Here is a 19,123-nt window from a genome sequence, read left to right as displayed (position 1 = left end):
GGTGGTTTATGGATCCCAGGTCGCGCTCGCTTCGCTCGCTTGCCCGGGAGGACAGTGGGGAATTGGGTGGCATCTTGTCTCGGCAAAGCTGGTGTCGTCCCGGTCAGGCGCGCAATTGCGCGCCGAGAACGCCGGGACCCATACCGCGGGATCGCGCGGTGAGGTAAACGACCAGCCGTCGAAACGATAAGCGTCGGCGGCTATGGGCTTGGGCTCAAGATCGGGACGACGGCAACGGCTGGAGCAACGGCCGCTAGCTATCAAACACCACCACGGTGCGCAGCGTCTTGCCGGCCTTCATGTTGGCGAAGCCCTCGTTGATCTCGGACAGCTTCAGCTTGGCTGAGATCCAGTCCTCCAGATGCAGCTTGCCGCGCAGGTAGAACTCGACCAGGCGCGGCATGTCGACCCGGAAATGGTTGGAGCCCATCGACGAGCCTTGAATCCGGCGCTCGCGCAGGAAGTCGAAGCCATGCAGCTCGATCTTCTGGCCGAACGGGATCATGCCGACGATGGTCGCGGTGCCGCCGGGCGCCAGCATGGCGAATGCCTGCTCCGCGGTCTCCTTGCGCCCTAACACCTCGAAGGCGTGATGCACGCCGCCCTTGGTGAGATCGCGCACCTGCTGCACCGCATCGCCCTCGGCGGGATTGATGATGTCGGTGGCACCCAGCTTGGTGGCAAGCTGCAGCTTCGCGGGATTGGTGTCGATCGCGATGATGCGGCCGGCACCAGCGATCTCGGCGCCGTTGATCGCGGCCATGCCGACGCCGCCGCAACCAATCACCGCAACCGTCTCGCCGGCCTGCACCCTTGCCGTGTTCACGACCGCGCCGTAGCCGGTGACGACGCCGCAGCCGATCAACGCGGCGAGATCGAGCGGCATGTCGGGCCTGATCTTCACGATCGCATTCTCGTGCACCAGCATCTGCTCGGCGAAAGACGACAGGTTGAGGAACTGATGCAGCTTCTCAGGCCGTCCCCACGACAGGCGGTTGGACATGCCGGGCTGCATCTTCACCGTCGTATCGGTGCACAGCACCGGGCGCCCCGTGGTGCAGTTGTCACAGGTGCCGCAGAACACCGACAGGCAGGTGACGACGTGATCGCCTGGCTTCACGTAAGTGACATCCGAGCCGACCTGCTCGACGATGCCGGCCGACTCGTGGCCGAGCACCGCCGGCAGCGGATGCGGATAAAGCCCTTCCATGAAATGCAGATCGGAGTGACAGAGGCCGGCAACCGCGGTGCGGATCAGCACCTCGCGCGGCCCCGGCTTCGGCAGGCTGATCTCCTCGATCACAAGGGGCTGATTGACCTCCATCAGCACGGCAGCCTTCATCGCATCCTCCCGATCTTGTTTTCGTTGTTTGATGTTAGCTACGAACTCAGTCCACCCTCTCCCCTTGTGGGAGAGGGTGCACCATCGTTGTGTCGACAGCTACGTGACACCGCATTCAACTTTCACATACGCCGCGAGCCTACGCCGCCGAGACGAGTTCGCCAACCTCCGCCATGCTGATAGCGCGATCGCCTAATAAATAGCTCGCGATCGCATCATCGGTCTTATTTTCCGCAGGCCGGAACGGATCGGCAGGCATCAGCCGATGCGCGACGACCAGCTTCGACAGCAGCAGCCGGCGCGCATCGCCGCGCATCTCATGGATGCGCCCGGCTTCCCATGCCAGCGTGACCGCGCTTGCGACATGATAGAGCAGGCTGGTGGCGCGGCGCGCCTCGGCCTCGTTCTCCGCGCGGCCCGCGACCTCGCGCGCAAAGCCGATGCCGCGGTCGATCAGGCCCCGCAGCTGGTCGCGCCAGCCTTGCGGCACTCTTGCACTCTCGTCGAGCCGCGCATGCAGATCGGCCGCGAGGGCGGATTCCGCGCCATGGCGGCCGACTGCGCGCTTCAGCGCATCGAGCGCAACGATGTTTCCGGTGCCTTCCCAGATCGAGCCGAGATGCGCATCACGCAGCAGCCGCGCGGTGGCGAACTCTTCGACATAGCCGATGCCGCCGCGCATCTCCAAGGCATCGCCGCAGACCTTCCTTGCATCGCGCGTGGCACGGAACTTCAGGGTCGGGGTGAGGATGCGCAGCAGCGCCGCAGCATCTTGGCTGCCGGCCTCGGCGCGATCGAGCGCATCCGCCGTGAGAAAGCTCATCGACAGCGCCTGTTCGGTTCCGAGCATGATCTTCATCAGTTGTCGCCGCCCGAGCGGCAGGTCGATGATGCGGCGGCCGAACACCACGCGATTCGACGCCACCGTCATCGCGTCGTGATACGCGCGGCGCATCAGCGCGGTGGACTTGACGCCGTTGGAGAGCCGCGAGGAATTGACCATCTCGGCCATCTGCACAAAGCCGCGGTCGAGCCGGCCGACGGCATAGGCAATGGCGCCTTCCAGCTTGATTTCGCCTGATGCCATCGAGCGGGTGCCGAGCTTGTCCTTCAGCCGCACGATCCGATAATGGTTCTGCGCGCCGTCATCGAGGAAACGCGGCATCAGGAACAGGCCGACACCGCGCGTGCCGCTTTCCGCGCCTTGCGGCCGCGCCAGCAGCATCACGACCTTGGCGTCGGCATTGGAGCAGAACCACTTCTCGCCGTGAAGGCGCCAATGATCGCCCTCCTGCACGGCGGTCGTGGTCAACGTGCCGACATCCGAGCCGCCCGCCTTCTCGGTCATGAACTGGCCGCCCTGCGTCAGCTTTTCCATGTCGGTCTGGGTCAGGCCATCGAGATATCTGTCCTGCAATTCCCGGCTGCCGGAATTTGCCAGAAGCTTGGCGCAGCCGTCGGTGACGTTGATCGGGCAGCCGAGCCCGAACTCGGCCTGATTGAACAGGAAGGTGAAGGCATGCTTGGCGGCGACCGGATATTTGTCCGGCCAGCCTAAGATACCCTTGCGGATCGACATCGCATGGATACCGAACTCGCCGAAGGCGGCACGCTCCAGTTCGCGATAGGCCGGATGATATTCGATCCACTGCACGTCGCGGCCGAAGCGGTCGCGCTGGTGCAGCACCGGGCCGTGGCGGTCAGCAAGGCGCGCGCATTCGTCGAGATAGCCGCCGGCCAGTTCGCCCAGCCGGTCGAGATGCGGCTCGATATGGCGCAAGAGAGCGTCGGGCAGATGAATGCGCAAGAGGTCGGCGAGCGCCGGATCGGCGCGGTAGAAATTCATGCCCGTGGTATCCGGCGCCAGCAGGCCCGGCCGCGGCCCACCGGTCATGACATCGTCGCGCTTCAAGAAGGGGTGCATCTGGAATTCCCTGGTCGTTTTCGTCCCGAAGCCGAGTATGTTTTTCTAAGGTGCGGCTCTGGTCCCAGTTCTCGCGCGAATGTGGAGCGGATGCCATAGGAACTTGGCCATGCCGCTCCTAGATGCATAGCGCCCTGCATTGGAGGTAAGCCCCATGGAAAGTCCGACCTACAAGACCGCGCTGATCGTCGGCGCCGGCGAGGGCCTCAGCGCCTCGCTGGCGCGGCTGCTCGCCCGCGAGAAGATCCGCATCGCGCTCGCCGCGCGCAAGGTCGAGAAGCTCGGCGCGCTCTGCCACGAGACCGGCGCACGTGCCTTTGCCTGCGACGCCACCAACCTCGAGGAGGTCGAGCGGCTGTTTGGCCTCGTCGAGCGCGAGCTCGGCACGCCCGATCTCGTGGTCTACAATGCCAGCGGGCGCACGCGCGGGCCGTTCATCGATCTCGTGCCGGCAGACGTCGCGCAAGCGATCGCGGTGTCTGCCTTCGGCGGCTTCCTGGTGGCGCAGCAGGCCGCACAGCGCATGCTGCCAAACAGGCATGGTGCGATCCTGTTCACCGGCGCCTCCGCGAGCGTCAAGGGCTATGCGCAATCGGCGCCGTTCGCGATGGGCAAGTTCGCGCTGCGCGGCCTCGCACAGAGCATGGCGCGCGAGCTGTCGCCGCAGGGCATCCATGTCGCGCATTTCGTGATCGACGGTGGCATCCGCAGCGCCGCCCGGCAGGAGCCGGAGGACAAGCCGGATTCGTTTCTTGACCCCGATGCGGTCGCGCTCAGCTACTGGAGCGTGCTGCAGCAGCCGCGCAGCGCATGGAGCTGGGAGATCGAGCTGCGGCCCTGGGTGGAGAAATTTTGAGGCCTCCACCGTCATTTGCGAGGAGCGAACCGACGAAGCAATTCAGGCTTCCTTTGCGGCTCTGGATTGCTTCGCTTCGCTCGCAATGACGGATAGTCAATCGACCAACGAGATAGGACATGCCCACCGAGACCACCATCGACACCGGCACTGACGAGCTGCGTGCGAGCTTTCATCGAGAGGCGCAAGGCGGTATTCAGCGGAAGCCGATCAAGAACGAACGGCTCAATGCGCCGGCATCTCGCCGAGAGGCTCTGCGGCCGAAACCAGCCGCAGGCTCGCGCAAGGAACGGGTGCGGCCTCTGCGATCCGCTTCTCGAAGCGCACCAGCTTCCAGTCGTCGGGATGCTGGCGAAACAGATAGCCGGACTTCTTCGCAAGCGTGATCATGACATCGTTGGAGCGCAGCGTGTCGCCGAACATAGTCTTGGAGCCGAGCGCGGCGGCGCGGCATTCGACGTTCTGCATGAGCGCTGGACCGATGCCGTGGCCCTGCCAGCGATCCTGCACCGAAAGGCCGAACTCGACGCCGTGGTCCTCCGGATGAAACGCATAGCGCGCCTCGGCCACGACACGTTCGACCCCGCCGACCTCCATGATGGCCATCAGGCTGAAGCGATCGTCGCGGCCGGTATGGGTGAAGTCTTCAAGCACCGCCCTCGGCAGCTCGCTCATCGCGCCGAGAAAGCGGTTGTAGCGCGAGCGGGAGCTTAGCCCGCGAACATAAGCCTGCAGAGCCTCGGCATCATCGGGCGTGACGAAGCGCACCGTCACGGCCTCGCCGCGCCGGGTGTGGACCACATCCGAATACTGGTCGAGATCGGCGAGATTCGGCTGCAACATGGCTCACTCCGGCACGGGACCGCCGGCGCCCTCATCTTCCGAGCGGCGCCGGCGCGGCGGCTCATCAAGCCCGCCAGAACGGCTTGTCGATCTCGAAGGCGACATCGCCCCGCGACAGGCCAAGGTCATGCAGATCGCGCTCCGACCAGCGCGCCAATTCGTGGCGCGCCTGGTAGCGTTGGCGCCAGGTCTGGAGCAGCTCGCCGAGCCCGCTCAGGAACCCGCCAAAGCCGCTGTGCGCATGATGATTTGTCATTGGCGAGGAGACGCAAGTGGACATGGACACCTCCTACAGCTAACTTGCCCACAGTATCTGGGCGCTTTTTGCACCGCCTACAAACGACACTTTGCGCCGCTTCGGATGACATAAACTCATGCAATCGAGCCCGTCCGGATGACTGCCCGCCTGCCTTCCCTCAATGGACTGCGGGCGTTCGAGGCCGCTGCGCGGCACCTGAGCTTCACGCGCGCGGCCTCCGAGCTGAACGTGACGCAGACCGCGATCAGCCATCAGATCAAGCGGCTCGAAGACGAGCTGGGGATCCGCCTGTTCGTTCGTAACAACCGCAGCCTCGCGCTGACCCCACAGGCCCGCGATTACCTGCCGCTGGTGCGGGCGGCCTTCGACGATCTGCGGCTCGCCACCGACCGCCTGGTGCGCAAGGGCGATGGCAAGGTGCTGACCGTGTCCACGATCGCGTCGCTCGCCGCCAAATGGCTGCTGCCGCGGCTGTCAACATTCCAGGAGGCGCACCCCGGCATCGACGTGCGCATCACCACCTCGACCAGCCTGGTCGATTTCAAGGACGGCGATGTCGACGCCGCGCTGCGCTATGGCCGCGGCCACTGGCCGGGCGTGCGCGCCGAATGGCTGATGGCGGACGAGCTGTTTCCGGTCTGCAGCCCCGCTTTGCTGCAGGGCAGCAAACCACTGCGCTCGCCGCAGGACCTCGCCCATCACACGCTGTTGCACACCAGCGGCGGCTATGATGACGATTGGCGGCTATGGCTCACGGCGGCGGGATTGCCGGCCTCGATCTCGAAACAGGCCGGCCTGAGCTTCGACCTCGTCTTCGTGACCATCCAGGCCGCGATCGACGGCTTCGGCGTTGCGCTCGGGCGCACCTCCTATGTGCGGGACGACATCACCAAGGGCCGGCTTGTGGTCCCTTTCAAGATCGCGCTACCGGCCGATGCGGGCTTTTACCTAGTCTCCCCGGAGGGCCGCACCGATCCGCCGAAGCTGCGCGCGTTCCGGCAATGGGTCAAAGCCGCGGCTGGGGCCAAGTCCTGAACGTTTCGAAGGGGATAATGCTGCTCTGCCGAAACGGATTCCGGTTGGCCGGCCGGCTCTCGCGTGGCAAATTGGCGAACGATAGCAACACGGCTGGCGAGAATACTCTTCCGCACGGGCCATATGACGGGGAGGAGATCTCGCGTGTCACAAACCACCACCACACAACCGCCGGCCGTCAAGTCGCGCCTGGGCGCGATCCTGCGGGCGACCAGCGGCAATTTCCTCGAACAGTTCGACTTCTTCCTGTTCGGCTTCTACGCGCCGATCATCGCCAAGGCCTTCTTCCCGTCGGAAAATGAAACCGCGGCGCTGCTCAATGCCTTCGGGGTGTTCTGGCTGGGCGCGCTGATGCGCCCCGTGGGCGCGATCGTGCTCGGCGCCTACGTCGACAGGATCGGGCGCCGCCAGGGCCTGATCGTCACGCTCGGGATCATGGCGATGGGAACCGTGATCATCGCGGTCTGCCCGAGCTATGCAACGATCGGCATCGCTGCCCCGATCATCGTGCTGATCGGGCGTCTGCTGCAGGGCTTCTCGGCCGGCGTCGAGCTCGGCGGCGTGTCGGTCTACCTGGCCGAGATCGCGACGCCCGGCAATCGCGGCTTCTACACATCGTTCCAATCATCGAGCCAGCAGGTGGCGATCTTCGTCGCCTCCATCATTGGCTACCTTCTGAACGAGATGATGCCGGCCGCCACCGTGGCTGCCTGGGGCTGGCGCATCCCCTTCTTCATCGGCTGCCTCATTATCCCGCTGATCTTCTTCCTCCGCCGTACCCTCGAAGAGACGCCGGCATTTCTCGCGATGAAGCGGCATCCGACCTCGTCCGAGGTCTTCGCCTCTGCGCTCGAGAACTGGCGCATCGTCGTGCTCGGCATGATGATCGCAGTGCTGACCACCACCACCTTCTACTTCGTCACCGTCTACACGCCGACCTTCGGCAAGAATGTGCTCAAGCTGACCACGGCGGACGCGCTGCTGGTGACGCTGCTGGTCGCCGTCACCAACTTCCTCTGGAATCCGGTTGGCGGCGCGGTATCCGACCGACTCGGCCGCAAGCCGGTGCTGCTGACGATCGCGGGCCTGTCGCTGGTGACCGCCTATCCGGCGCTGCATTGGCTCGTGGCGGCACCGACCTTCGGCAAGCTGCTCGCCGTCGAAATGATGTTCTCGTTCTATTTCGGCGTCTATAGCGGCACCATGCTGGGCTGCCTGGTCGAGATCGTGCCGGCCCATGTTCGCACCACCTGCTTCTCGATCGCCTTTGCGCTGGCGGCCGCGCTGTTCGGCACCTTCACGCCGTTCGTCTCGACCTGGCTGATCGACAAGACCGGCGACAAGGCCTCGCCCGGCCTCTGGCTGATGTTCGCCGCCGTGCTCGGCATCATCGCGGCGCTGACCGTCTACCGCGGCGGCCGCCAGGCCGTCGCGGCACGCGAGCCCGTGACGGTGTGACGATTGCGTGCCGGCCGAACGTCAGGCGTTCGGCCGGCACCATCTCGTCTCACGCTCTCCTGCTTACATTCCCCGCCGAGGATCCATGTCGCGTATCGCAACCGCGGCCACTGCCGCCATGCTGATGACCTCCGCAGCCGCCTGGGCCGATGAACCGATCTCGCTGCGGGACATGGGCTCGTTCCATGTCGGCGGACGGCTGGTGGAGATTTCCGGCAAGCCGGTCAAGGACGTGACCTTTACGCCCGGCGGCGTGCCGGCCAAGGTCGATCCGAACGGGACCTATCAGGTCGAGCAGATGTATGTGCAGTACTTCCTGCCCGCCAACGAACGCGGCGCCTATCCGCTCCTGCTGTGGCACGGTGGCGGCTTGACTGGCGTCACCTACGAGACCACGCCCGACGGCCGCGAGGGCTGGCTCAACTATTTCCTGCGCAAGGGCTGGAGCGTCTACAATTCCGATGCGGTCGAGCGCGGCCGGGCCGGCTGGGCGCAGTATCCTGACGTCTTCAAGGGCGAGCCGGTCTTTCTCACCACCTCCAATCCGTTCGAGCGCTTTCGCATCGGCGACGGCCCCGGCTCCTACGATCCCGATCCCGCCAAGCGCAGGTTGATGCCCGGCAGCCAGTTTCCGGCGGAGGGTTATGACAACTTCGTCAAGCAGAACGTGCCGCGCTGGACCACGACGGACGACGCGACGATCGCGGCCTATATCGCCGAGATCGACCGCGTCGGGCCCTGCATCATCCTGTTCCACAGCCAGGCCGGCACGTTCGGCTTCAAGGTGGCGCAGGCGCGTCCCGACAAGGTGAAGGCGCTGATCGCGATCGAGCCGGCGGGCGTCGGCGATCCGGCCAAGGTCGATGTGCTGAAGAACATCCCGATCCTGTTCGTGTACGGCGACTACATCGAGCGCGATTCACGCTGGCCGAAGATTCGCGCCACCGGCGTCGGCTTTGCGGAGGCGATGCGCGCCGCAGGCGGCAGCGTCGATGTCGTCGACCTGCCCAAGGCCGGCATCCATGGCAATTCGCATATGATGATGATGGACAAGAACAACATCGAGATTGCGAACCTGATCCAGACCTGGCTCGAGGGCAAGGGCCTGACCAGGAAGCCGTAAGCCATGCAGCCGTATTGCGGAGCAGGTCGCGCAGCGGCTCACGGCGCGCAAACAGACCATCGCGGTTGCGGAATCCTCCACCGGCGGGCTGATCTCGGCTTCGCTGCTCGCGCTGCCCGGGGCCTCGAGCTACTTCCTCGGCTCGGCGGTGGTCTATACGCGCGATGCGCGGCGCCTGCTGATGGAGATTCCGGACGACGCCATGAAAGGCATCCGCTCCGCATCGGAGCCCTATGCGAAGCTCCTGGCGGAACGCATCCGCCACCGCTTCTCGGCAGATTGGGGCCTGTCGGAGACCGGCGCCACCGGCCCGACGGGTAACCGTTATGGCGATGCCGCGGGCCATTGCTGCCTCGCCGTTGCTGGCTCGAAGACATCCGTGATCACGCTGGAGACCGCGAGCTGCGATCGTGTTAGCAACATGCAGGCGTTCGCGAAGGCGGCGCTCGAACTCTTGTTGAAGCGGCTGGACAGCTGAATTGGTCGACAGCAACGATTCCGCTCGCCGGCAATACCGGCACTCATGCCGACGCGGATGGAGCGGAGGATTCGACTCGTCCCTTCTCCTCGAACCAGACCACGTACAATGTCGGCAGGAAGACCAGCGTCAAAACGGTCGCGATCAACAAGCCGCCCATGATTGCAACGGCCATCGGTCCCCAGAACACCGTCGGCGCGATCGGGATCATGCCGAGAACGGTGGATACGGCCGTCAGCATGATCGGCCGGAAGCGAGAGCTGCTCGCGTCCACCGCCGCTTCCTGAGGCGTCTTGCCCAAGGCGCGTTCGGCGTCGATCTGACCGATCAAAATGACTGCGTTCTTGCTGATCATGCCGAGCAGCGCAAGCACGCCGAGAATGGCGACGAAGCCAAGCGGCCTGCCGGAAAGCAGCAGCGCGGCAACGACACCGATCAGGCCGAACGGCGCCACGCTCAGGACCATGAACAGTCTCGAAAAGCTTTGGAGATGCATCATGAGAACCGTGAACATGACGAGCAGCATCATGGGTACCACGGCGAGGACGGATGCCTGCGACTTCTGACTCTCCTCCACTGTTCCGCCGACGACCACGCTGTACGACGGCGGAAGTGTCCTTCTGAACTTGTCGATCGCTGGCGACAGCGCCGTAACCACGCTTTCCGGCAAGTTGTCACCAACGACAGCAGCCTGGACCGTCAAGGTCGGAACGCGATCGCGCCTCCAGATAAGCGGGAACTCCTGGTCATATTCGAAGGATGCAAACTGGCTGAGCGGGACGGTTTGCCCGCCCGGCAACGTCACCGGCAGATTGCGCAGACTGTCCAGCGAAACCCTCTGCTCGTCGGTCGCGCGCGCCACCACGTTGACCAAATAGATGTCGTCGCGGACCTGGGTTATGGGCAGACCTGTTAGAACCGCGTTCAGCACGGTTGCGATCGCCTGCGAGCTGAGGCCGAGCAGGCGCGCCTCATTCTGATCGACACGAACGCGCACTTGCCGGTCAGGCTCCATCCAGTCGAAATTGACCTGCTTCGTATTTGGACTGGAGCTGACGATCTGTCCGACCTTGAGCGCGATCTCCCGGACCCGTTCTACGTCGGGGCCGCTGACGCGATATTGCACCGGCCATCCGACCGGCGGTCCAAGCTCGAGCGGGGACACGAACGCAATCGCTTTGGGGAATTCCTCCGCCAGCAGTTTTTCGAGCTTGGAATGCAGGCGTTCGCGCGCGGCAACGTCTTTCGCAGTCACCACGCTCTGCGTGAAGAAGTCGTTCGGGAGCTGGACGTTAAGGGGTAAGTAGAATCGAATGGCGCCGCGCCCGACATAGGTGCTCCATCTTGCCACATCGGAATCGGCCGAGAGGGCCGCATCCAGCCGCTTGGCCACAGCCTCGCTCGCGTAGATCGAAGCGTTCTGCGGCAGGCGGATATCCACGAGCAGTTCCGGACGATCCGACGACGGAAAAAACTGGCGCGGGATCAGCGGCATCGCAAAGACCGAGGCGACGAGGAGCGCGACCGAGATCGCGATCGTCAGCCATTTCGCCCGCATCGCGAAGGTCAGAAACCTCCGGTACGTCAGGAAGACCGTGCCCGGCTTCGCCGAATTGCCTTGCTTGGGCGGAACGAGGATGGCAGCGCCCATCAGCGGCGTGAAAATGACGGCTACGAACCACGACACGAGCAGCGCGATCGTGACCACGGCGAAAAGCGAGAAGGTGTATTCGCCAGCCGAGCTCTTCGCAAAACCCACCGGAATGAAGCCTGCAATCGTCACCAAGGTGCCGGCGAGCATCGCCATCGCATGGGTCCGGTATGCGAAAGCTGCCGCCTCGACCTTGCCGGCGCCTTGCGCCAATTTGGTGAGCGTCGCATCGATCGTGGTCATCGCATCGTCGACCATCAGCGCCAGCGCGATAATCAGTGCCCCCAGGGAAATGCGCTGCATGTCGATGCTGAAGAGCCCCATGATCGGAAAGACGATCGCCAGCGTGAGCGGAATGGCGAGGGCGATGATCAGGCCGGGCCTCACGCCAAGGCTGATGAAGCTCACCACCATGATGATGGCGATCGCCTGCATCAGCGAGACCATGAATTCCCGGATTGCGTGCTCGACCACAACAGGCTGGTCCGCGACCAGGTTAGGCTCAATTCCGATCGGGAGCTCCGCCGTGATCTCGGCCATTGCCTTTCTGATGTTGGCGCCAAGCGCAAGAATATCCCCGCCATCGCGCATGGCGATTGCAAGTCCTATTGCCGGGTGACCGTTGACACGAAACATTGGTTGGGGCGGATCGACGTAACCGCGCCGCACACGCGCAATATCGCTCAAGCGGAGCATGCGGCCGCCCGCCGAGAAATTGATGTTGGCGATGTCCTGCTCCGACTGGAAGCTGCCTGACACCCGAAGCGAGATGGTTTCCGAGCCGGTCTGTAACGTTCCCGCCGGACGCACGATGTTCTGCGACTGGAGCGCTGCGATCAGGGCTGTCCGATCAACTCCCAGAGCCGCGAGCTCCTTGGTGGAGAACTCGACGAAGATCACCTCATCCTGCTCGCCCAACAGCTCGATCTTCGACACGTCGGGCACGAGAAGCAGCTTTGAGCGGACATCCTCGACCCGATCGCGCAGCTCACGCTGACCGAACCCGTCGCTGGTGAAGCCGTAGATGATCCCGAATGTATCGCCGAACTCGTCGTTGAACCCCGGTCCGATCACGCCGGCGGGCAGCGTATGACGCATGTCGCCAATCGACTTGCGTACGTGATACCAGGTGTCGGCAACGTCCCTTGCGCTGGCACTCCCCTTCAGGTTCACGAAAACGGTCGAGATACCTGCTCTGGTGAAACTTCGCAGGAAGTCGAGATGCGGCGTTTCCTGCAAGCTACGTTCGAGACGCTCCGTCACCTGTTTCATCGTCTCCTCCACGGAGGCGCCGGGCCAAGCGGCCTGAACGACCATGGTCTTGATGATGAAGGCAGGATCTTCGTTGCGTCCTAAGCGAAAATAGGACAGTGCGCCCGCAACCACCGCAATGATCATCATATAGACGACGAGCGAGCGGCGTTTCAGCGCCCAATCGGAAAGATTGATCCCGCTCATTGCTCCAATCCGAGAACGCGGACCTTCTGACCCGGATGAAGCGCCTGGACGCCGGCGGTGACGACGATCTCACCGACGTCGAGTCCCTGCGAGATCACCGCCTGCGCTTCATCGAACCTCAGCACGTCCACATTGCGCACCGAAACCGTATTGCTGGCGGGATCGACGATCCATACCGCGGGGCGCTGGTTCATCCTGGTCAGGGCCGAAGACGGAATGTCGATCATCGGCCCGGCACTGGTGCTCAACCGCCCGACGACCGTCGCGCCCAGCCGCATCGCCGGCGGAGGATCGCTCAGGCCGACCCTCACCTCGAAGGTCCGAGTAACAGCATTGGCCTGCGCGGCAACCTCGCGAACCCGCCCTTTCGCTTTTGTCGCGGGATCATCGGCCAAACTGACTTCGACCTCCGGATCGGCCGAAGCAGACCTGACCAATTGGGAGGGGACGTCAAACACCGCATCACGGCCGTCCTGCCGCGCGATCCTCGCAATCATCTGACCGACCTGGACCACCTCACCTGCTCCGGGACCGGTGGCAGTTATCACGCCGGGCGCATCGGCCTTCAGTTCGGTGAAGCCGACGAGGTCGTGCGCGGCACTCAGTTGGGCTTCAGCCGCATCGACCTGCGATTGCGCTGTTTGCCGGGCCTGCGTCGCGGCGTCGAAATTGGCGCGCGTTGTCCAGCCCTGCGCCAACAGAGTCTCCTGACGGTCGAAGTGATTGCGCGCCTGCGTCAACTGCCCCTGGGCCGCGGCTAGAGATGCTTGCGCCTGCCGCAGCGTATTCAGTTCATTCCGGGAATCCAATCGCGCCAGCACCTGACCGGCTTCGACCCGATCGCCGATCCTGGCATCGTTGTTCAACAGCCGCCCGGATATCCGGAATGCAAGGCTCACTTCATCTTCGGCTTCGATCCGCCCGGAGAAAGTCAGGGGTGTCGTGATCTTGCGCTTTTCCACGATCGACGTGCGCACTATTCGCGGCGCGGGCGTAGCGTTTGCCGCCGTTTCTCTCTCGCACGCTGCGAGCGTCAGCGAGAATGCCGCCATAAAGGTCGATGCGACGAAGCATCGGAACGTGCATCGGCTGCCGCGCATAGGCATTAGTACTTCCATTCCGAGCATATTGCCGGGGCAGATCGACGTTTCCAGGTCCCGGCACCGCGGTCGGCATTTTTGCCGAAGGGCTCCAACATCAACATAGGTAAATCTACCGGTACGGCCGGATGTAATTCTTAGTGTGCCGTGTCGTGTGCCTTGGGAGATTCCTGAGACCTGATCAGGGCAATCACCCGATATCGCCGGCTCCGCTGACGACACATCATTCGATCCTCAGGTGGAAGCAATGGCGCGCGGCAATGCCGCCGCGCGCTGCTTTGTGCTTCGTCGGATCGGCGTCGTTGATCCAAGAACGTTCGAATCTGCCGACGAGCCGCGGGATCAGGAGGATTTCAAATGCGAAAGTTGATCTTAGTTGCAGCCGCACTCCTCGGAACGCTGGCGATCGCGCCCCTTGCATCGCCGACGCAGGCCGAGGGGAATCAATGGTGCTCCAAGTTCAAGGGCTCCACGAGCTGCAGGTATTCCAGCGAGGAGCAGTGCCGCGCGTCCAGGAGCGGAAGAGGCGGATCGTGCTTCCCTCGGCGGCAGGCGTCGCGCTAGTTGCGCAGCAGGGTCGCGAGGTCCCACCCAGGACGAGGCCAGACGATCCGCTGCTCGTAGTGGCGCCGTCATAAACTTGGCCATCATTGCGATGCGCGACAGCGCCGAAGCAATCCAGAATTGCGCGAAGATTCTGGATTGCTTCGCTCGCAATGACGGCGGGATGGGTTTACTTCTCCCGGAAAGCGCGCATGAGCTGGTCGTTGAGCGGCTTCATCAGGTAGGAGAGCACGGTGCGGTCGCCGGTCTGCACGAAGGCTTCGACCGGCATGCCGGGGATCAGCTTGGCCTCACCGAGACGGGCGATCTCCTCCGGCGGCATCGAGACGCGGATCGTGTAGTAGCTCTGGCCGGTGCGCTGGTCGGTGGTAACGTCGGGCGAGACGCGACTGACCACGCCGTTCAGCTCCGGCGTGGTGCGCTGGTTGAAGGCCGACAGTCGCAGCAGCGTCTTCTGCCCGACCTGCAGCTTGTCGATGTCCTGCGGATTGACCTTGGCCTCGACCTGCAGATCGTCGGTCTGCGGCACGATCAGCATGATGGTGTCGCCGGCCGTGATGACGCCGCCGACCGTATGCACCGAGGATTGCAGCACCATGCCGTCCTGCGGCGCGCGGATGTCGACGCGGCGAAGCTGGTCCTCGGCCGTGATCTTGCGCTCGACGAATTCGCCGATCTTGTCATTGGTCTCGCGAAGGTCCTTCGAGACCTCGCTGACCACGTCCTTGTCGACCTGGATGATCTGCAGCTCGGTCTCGGTGATCTTGCCCTTGGCCTGCGCTCGCGAGGCGATGTACTGCGCACGCTCGCCATTGAGGCGCGCCGCGTCGCGCTCCAGCGTCGTCAAGCGCGATATCTGTATCAAATGCTGCTCGTAGAGCTGACGCACGCCGTCGAGCTCCTTCTGCACCAGCGCGATCTCCTGGTCCTTGGCCTTGACCTGGGCCGACATGCCCTCGACCTCTTCGGAGAGCTGGGTGATGCGCTCGCGAAGCTGCGCTTTCTGCCCGGTGCGGCCGTTGACGCGCACGTCGAACAGCTTGGACTCGCTGGCCATCAGGACCTTCACGTCCGGATCGTTGGCACGGGCGGTGAGCTGCGGCGGAAAGCTGATTCTATCGAGCCCGCGCTGCTCGGCCTCGAGCCGCGCGGCGCGCGCCCACAGCGCATCGAGGTTCTTGGTGACGATCGCGAGGCTCGCCTTGGTCACGGTGTCGTCGAGCCGCACCACGATGTCGCCGGCCTTGACCACGTCGCCGTCGCGGGCGCGCAGCTCGCCGACGACGCCGCCGGTCGGATGCTGCACCTTCTTCACGCTGGATTCGACCACGATCTGCCCGGGCGCGATCAGCGCCCCGGAGATCTCCTGCGTGGCCGCCCAGCCGCCGAGTCCCCCGGCCAGCACGCCGACCACGGACAGGCCTACGATCAGATGCAGCCGGATCGAGCGGCGCACGCCCGGCGTCCGGCCACCGACCAGGGCCGGAGCCGCCGTGGCCTGGCTGCTGCTCATGGCGTGGATCATGGCTTGGCCACTCCGGACTCAGAGACGATCTTGATCGGCGCCGGTGTCGCCACCCGCGGCTGCAGCACCTGCGCCAGCACGGTCTCCTTCGGCCCGAAAGCCTGCATGCGGCCGTCCTTCATGACCAGCACCTGATCGACCGCCTCGATGCCGATCGGCCGGTGCGCCACCACGACCACGATGGCGCCGCGCGCCCGCGCCGAGCGCACCGCCCGCGACAGCGCCTCATCGCCCTCGGTGTCGAGATTGGAGTTCGGCTCATCGAGCACGATCAGGAACGGATTGCCGTAGAGCGCGCGGGCCAGCGCCACGCGCTGGGCCTGACCTGCCGACAGCGCGGCGCCCTGATCACCCACCTGCGTGTTGTAGCCGTCGCGCATCTTGATGATCATATCGTGCACGCCAGCCTCCTTGGCGGCGGCGATAATCGCATCGGCATTGGCGTCCGGATCGAAGCGCGCAATGTTCTGCGCCACCGTCCCCGCGAACAGCTCGACATCCTGCGGCAAATAGCCGATGTGGCGACCGAGCTCGTCGGACTGCCACTGGTCGAGCGCGGCGCCATCGAGCCGGACCTTGCCGCGCACCGGCTGCCAGACCCCTACCAGCGCCCGGATCAGCGAAGATTTGCCCGACGCGCTCGGCCCGATCACACCGAGCCCCTGGCCCGCTGTGAGCGCGAAGGTCGCGTCCTGCACGATGATGCGCTGGTCGCCGGGCGCAACGATGCTGATCGACTCGACCGACAACTGACTCGATGGTGGCTGCAGCAGCGTCGGCGCGGGCCGCACCGGCATCCGCTCCATGAGCTGATTGAGCCGGCGCCAGCTTTGCCGCGCAGCAACGAAGCCCTTCCAATGCGCGATCGCGAGATCGACCGGCGCCAGCGCCCGCGCGCTGAGGATCGAAGACGCGATGATGATGCCGGCGGTCGCCTCCTGGCGGATGACCAGCATGGCGCCGATCGCGAGCACCGCGGATTGCAGCATCATGCGCAGCACCTTGGCGATCGCACCCAGGCCGCCCGAGACGTCGCTGGCGCGCTGGTTGCCTTGGAGATAGCGCTCGTTGGTGTCGTTCCAGCGCTGCTGCAGCCGGCCCGCCATGCCCATCGCGACCAGCACCTCCGCGTTGCGGCGGCTGGCCTGCGCCAGATCGTTGCGGCGCGCGGCGAGGTCGAGCGCTTCCTTGGCGGGCTGCCGGGTCATGTACTCCGTGACGAGCGTCAGGGCCACCAGGATCATTGCACCGGCGAGCGCGGTGACGCCGATCAGCACATGAAAGGCGAAGCAGATCGCCAGGTACAGCGGCAGCCAGGGCAGATCGAAGAACGCGCTCGGCCCCTGGCTGCCGAGGAACGCTCTGACGTTGTCGAGGTCCCGCAAGGGCTGCAGCCCCTCATTGCGCCCCGCTGTCGTGAGCGGCAGGCGGACGATGGTATCGAACACGCGCGCATTCAGGCTCTCGTCCAGCGCGGTTCCGATCCGCCCCAGGATGCGGCTGCGGATCAGATCGAGCACGCCTTGGGCCAGATAGAGGCCGGCCGCCAGAATCACGAGGCCGACCAGGGTCGGGACGCTGCGGCTCGGCAGCACGCGGTCATAGACCTCGAGCATGAAGATCGAGCCGGTGAGATAGAGCAGATTGATGATGCAGCTCATCACGCCGACGCCGAGAAAGGCGCTGCGACAGCCCCGTAATGCCTCACTCAGCTCAGAACGCTTCGCGCCAGGTGCGGCCGCCATCCATCCGATCTCTTCAAATAAGATGCACGCCGCCGGGCAATGGAACGCAGGATTCGGCGGTCAGTGGCCGACTTATACCCTATTCTCGGCGCGACCGTCCAACCTCCGCGGCATTAACCTAAACCGGCGCTCCTCATTAGTCGGAGCACGCCGGAAAATGTTCGAAATACTGAGAGAGCCCAAAAACGCGCCAATCGCCTGCCAGGCCGGACAGCTAGAACCGGCCGCGCCCCCGGAGCAGTCCGATGACCAAGAGCAGAATGACGGCGCCCAGCGCCGAATAGACGATTTCCGACACCAGCCCGCGGCCGAGATGAATGCCGAGCTTGGGGAACAGCAGGCTCGCGATCAGGGCGCCAAGGATGCCGATGACGATATCGCCGATCAGGCCAAAACCGGCGCCGCGCACGATCTTACCGGCGAGCCAGCCCGCGACCAGGCCGACAAACAGGACGACCAACAGACCTTCATTCGATATGTACATGACTTAAGTCCTTGCCGGCGGCGGTTCCCGGTGCCGCGGCCTCAGCATAGCGGGGCTGATCCATCGGGACGACCCATCGGGCACCGTCCGGGCCTCCAATCGCGCAGCTTTGCCGCCGACCGTTACGTGGCCGCAACACTTGCCAGCCGCTCTGCGAGGATGCAGCGGGCCAGGCGACCGGGGCCAAGGCTGACATTAGGCGGCCGGGCCTCGCTGCAGCCGATCTCGGCGAGGCTGCAGCGCGGCGCGAAGGCGCAGGCGCGCGGCGTTTGGTCGAGCGAGGGCGGCGTGCCCGGAATGGTCTGCAGCCGCTCACCGCGGCTGGCGCCATGGATAGTCGAGGCGAGCAGCCCACGCGCATAGGGGTGAACCGGATTGCGCACGATATCGCGCAAGGCACCCTGCTCCACGATCTCGCCGCCATACATCACCGCGACGCGGTCGCAGATCTCGGTCGCGACGCCGATGTCATGGGTCACGAAGATCACGGACATGCCGAACTCACGCTGCAGCTCGCGCAGCAGCAGCAGGATCTGGATCTGCACGGTGGCATCGAGCGCGGTGGTCGGCTCGTCCGCCAGCAAGATCTTCGGCTTGCAAGCCAGCGCCAGCGCGATCATGGCGCGCTGGCGCATGCCGCCGGACATCTCATGCGGATAGGAATCGAGCCGCCGATTGGCGGAGGGAATGCGCACGACCTCGAGCATCTCGAGCGCCCGCGCGCGGCCTTGCGCGTAGCTCTTGCCTTCATGCCGCATCACGGTTTCGGCGATCTGCTTGCCGATGGTGTAGACCGGGTCGAGCGCCAGCCCCGGCTCCTGGAAGATCATCGAGACGGTCCGGCCGCGGAACGCCGACAGCTCCTCATCGGTGAGCGCAAGCACGTCGCGCCCCATCACCTCGACGCTGCCCGTGATCTGGGTGCGCTTCTTCGGCAATAGCCGCATTAACGCGCGCATGGTCACGCTCTTGCCGGAACCGGATTCGCCGAGCAGGCCCAGCACCTCGCCGTCGCCGAGCGACAGGCTGACATCGTTCACGGCGTGAACCGTGCGCTCGCCAGTGAAGCGGATGGTGAGGTCCTTGATCTCAACGAGGTTCGTCATGGCACGGCCATCGCTTGGCAGAGGAATGGCGCGGCTGGATTGGCCCCGCTGGAACGGCGAACTCCGTCTTCACCTCGCCCCGCTTGCGGGGAGAGGTCGGATGGCAGGGTGACGGGGTAGAGGTCTAACGGCTCGCATCGCGCAAGCGTCTGCCCCTCTCCCCATAAGAACG

At 64.6% G+C, this 19,123-nt stretch carries 16 protein-coding genes; 6 read left to right on the top strand and 10 right to left on the bottom strand.

Annotated features, from left to right (window positions below; translation table 11 throughout):
* Nucleotides 1-253 precede the first annotated feature (253 nt).
* Together P6U24_RS04265 and P6U24_RS04260 are read right to left on the bottom strand one after the other, a co-directional pair.
* Nucleotides 254-1,342 carry a Zn-dependent alcohol dehydrogenase gene (locus tag P6U24_RS04265; protein ID WP_407157947.1) on the bottom strand — a complete coding sequence of 363 codons (1,089 nt, stop codon included), beginning with the start codon at nt 1,340-1,342 and terminating at the stop codon, nt 254-256.
* Between the two features lie 139 nt (nt 1,343-1,481).
* Nucleotides 1,482-3,266 (bottom strand): acyl-CoA dehydrogenase family protein, encoded by a 1,785-nt coding sequence (locus tag P6U24_RS04260; protein WP_407157946.1) that lies wholly within the window; start codon nt 3,264-3,266, stop codon nt 1,482-1,484.
* Between the two features lie 154 nt (nt 3,267-3,420).
* Here P6U24_RS04260 and P6U24_RS04255 point away from each other — a divergent pair, with 154 nt between their 5' ends.
* The gene (locus P6U24_RS04255; RefSeq protein WP_407157945.1) at nt 3,421-4,122 is read left to right on the top strand and encodes an SDR family NAD(P)-dependent oxidoreductase; all 702 of its coding nucleotides are present in this window, start codon (nt 3,421-3,423) and stop codon (nt 4,120-4,122) included.
* 225 nt (nt 4,123-4,347) lie between these two features.
* Here the strand turns inward: P6U24_RS04255 and P6U24_RS04250 are convergent, their stop codons facing one another.
* Together P6U24_RS04250 and P6U24_RS04245 are read right to left on the bottom strand one after the other, a co-directional pair.
* Nucleotides 4,348-4,965 (bottom strand): GNAT family N-acetyltransferase, encoded by a 618-nt coding sequence (locus tag P6U24_RS04250; protein WP_407157944.1) that lies wholly within the window; start codon nt 4,963-4,965, stop codon nt 4,348-4,350.
* A 64-nt stretch (nt 4,966-5,029) separates the two neighbouring features.
* Entirely contained in the window at nt 5,030-5,245 is a 216-nt protein-coding gene (locus tag P6U24_RS04245) for a DUF1127 domain-containing protein (protein ID WP_407157943.1), read from the bottom strand.
* Between the two features lie 114 nt (nt 5,246-5,359).
* Here P6U24_RS04245 and P6U24_RS04240 point away from each other — a divergent pair, with 114 nt between their 5' ends.
* The 4 genes from P6U24_RS04240 (at nt 5,360) to P6U24_RS04225 (ending at nt 9,318) form a co-directional block, all read left to right on the top strand.
* Complete coding sequence (locus tag P6U24_RS04240; RefSeq protein WP_407157942.1) at nt 5,360-6,259, top strand: transcriptional regulator GcvA; 900 nt, start codon at nt 5,360-5,362, stop codon at nt 6,257-6,259.
* Between the two features lie 144 nt (nt 6,260-6,403).
* Nucleotides 6,404-7,717: an MFS transporter gene (locus P6U24_RS04235; protein WP_407157941.1), complete on the top strand. Its 1,314-nt coding sequence runs from the start codon at nt 6,404-6,406 to the stop codon at nt 7,715-7,717.
* Nucleotides 7,718-7,802: 85 nt separating this feature from the next.
* The gene (locus P6U24_RS04230; protein WP_407157940.1) at nt 7,803-8,840 is read left to right on the top strand and encodes an esterase; all 1,038 of its coding nucleotides are present in this window, start codon (nt 7,803-7,805) and stop codon (nt 8,838-8,840) included.
* A gap of 13 nt (nt 8,841-8,853) precedes the next feature.
* Nucleotides 8,854-9,318, top strand: coding sequence for a CinA family protein (locus P6U24_RS04225; protein ID WP_407160773.1), 465 nt, complete (start codon nt 8,854-8,856; stop codon nt 9,316-9,318).
* Between the two features lie 43 nt (nt 9,319-9,361).
* Here the strand turns inward: P6U24_RS04225 and P6U24_RS04220 are convergent, their stop codons facing one another.
* Both P6U24_RS04220 and P6U24_RS04215 read right to left on the bottom strand, forming a co-directional pair.
* Nucleotides 9,362-12,427: an efflux RND transporter permease subunit gene (locus P6U24_RS04220; protein WP_407157939.1), complete on the bottom strand. Its 3,066-nt coding sequence runs from the start codon at nt 12,425-12,427 to the stop codon at nt 9,362-9,364.
* Nucleotides 12,424-13,527: an efflux RND transporter periplasmic adaptor subunit gene (locus tag P6U24_RS04215; protein WP_407160772.1), complete on the bottom strand. Its 1,104-nt coding sequence runs from the start codon at nt 13,525-13,527 to the stop codon at nt 12,424-12,426. Before P6U24_RS04215 ends, P6U24_RS04220 begins: the two co-directional genes overlap by 4 nt.
* Nucleotides 13,528-13,884: 357 nt before the next feature.
* Between P6U24_RS04215 and P6U24_RS04210 the strand changes: the two genes are divergently transcribed.
* Nucleotides 13,885-14,091: a DUF3551 domain-containing protein gene (locus P6U24_RS04210; protein WP_407157938.1), complete on the top strand. Its 207-nt coding sequence runs from the start codon at nt 13,885-13,887 to the stop codon at nt 14,089-14,091.
* 169 nt (nt 14,092-14,260) lie between these two features.
* Here P6U24_RS04210 and P6U24_RS04205 read toward each other — a convergent pair whose 3' ends face one another.
* The 4 genes from P6U24_RS04205 to P6U24_RS04190 all read right to left on the bottom strand — a co-directional run bounded on the left by P6U24_RS04205 (nt 14,261) and on the right by P6U24_RS04190 (nt 18,951).
* Nucleotides 14,261-15,604 (bottom strand): HlyD family type I secretion periplasmic adaptor subunit, encoded by a 1,344-nt coding sequence (locus P6U24_RS04205; RefSeq protein WP_407157937.1) that lies wholly within the window; start codon nt 15,602-15,604, stop codon nt 14,261-14,263.
* A gap of 8 nt (nt 15,605-15,612) precedes the next feature.
* Entirely contained in the window at nt 15,613-17,361 is a 1,749-nt protein-coding gene (locus tag P6U24_RS04200) for a type I secretion system permease/ATPase (protein ID WP_407157936.1), read from the bottom strand.
* A 214-nt stretch (nt 17,362-17,575) separates the two neighbouring features.
* Nucleotides 17,576-17,845 (bottom strand): GlsB/YeaQ/YmgE family stress response membrane protein, encoded by a 270-nt coding sequence (locus P6U24_RS04195; RefSeq protein WP_407157935.1) that lies wholly within the window; start codon nt 17,843-17,845, stop codon nt 17,576-17,578.
* A gap of 122 nt (nt 17,846-17,967) precedes the next feature.
* Nucleotides 17,968-18,951: an ABC transporter ATP-binding protein gene (locus P6U24_RS04190; protein ID WP_407157934.1), complete on the bottom strand. Its 984-nt coding sequence runs from the start codon at nt 18,949-18,951 to the stop codon at nt 17,968-17,970.
* Between the last annotated feature and the right edge of the window lie 172 nt (nt 18,952-19,123).

This window comes from Bradyrhizobium sp. STM 3557, assembly GCF_045571465.1.
GTDB lineage: Bacteria > Pseudomonadota > Alphaproteobacteria > Rhizobiales > Xanthobacteraceae > Bradyrhizobium.
This window is presented reverse-complemented; position numbering and strand designations above follow the sequence as displayed.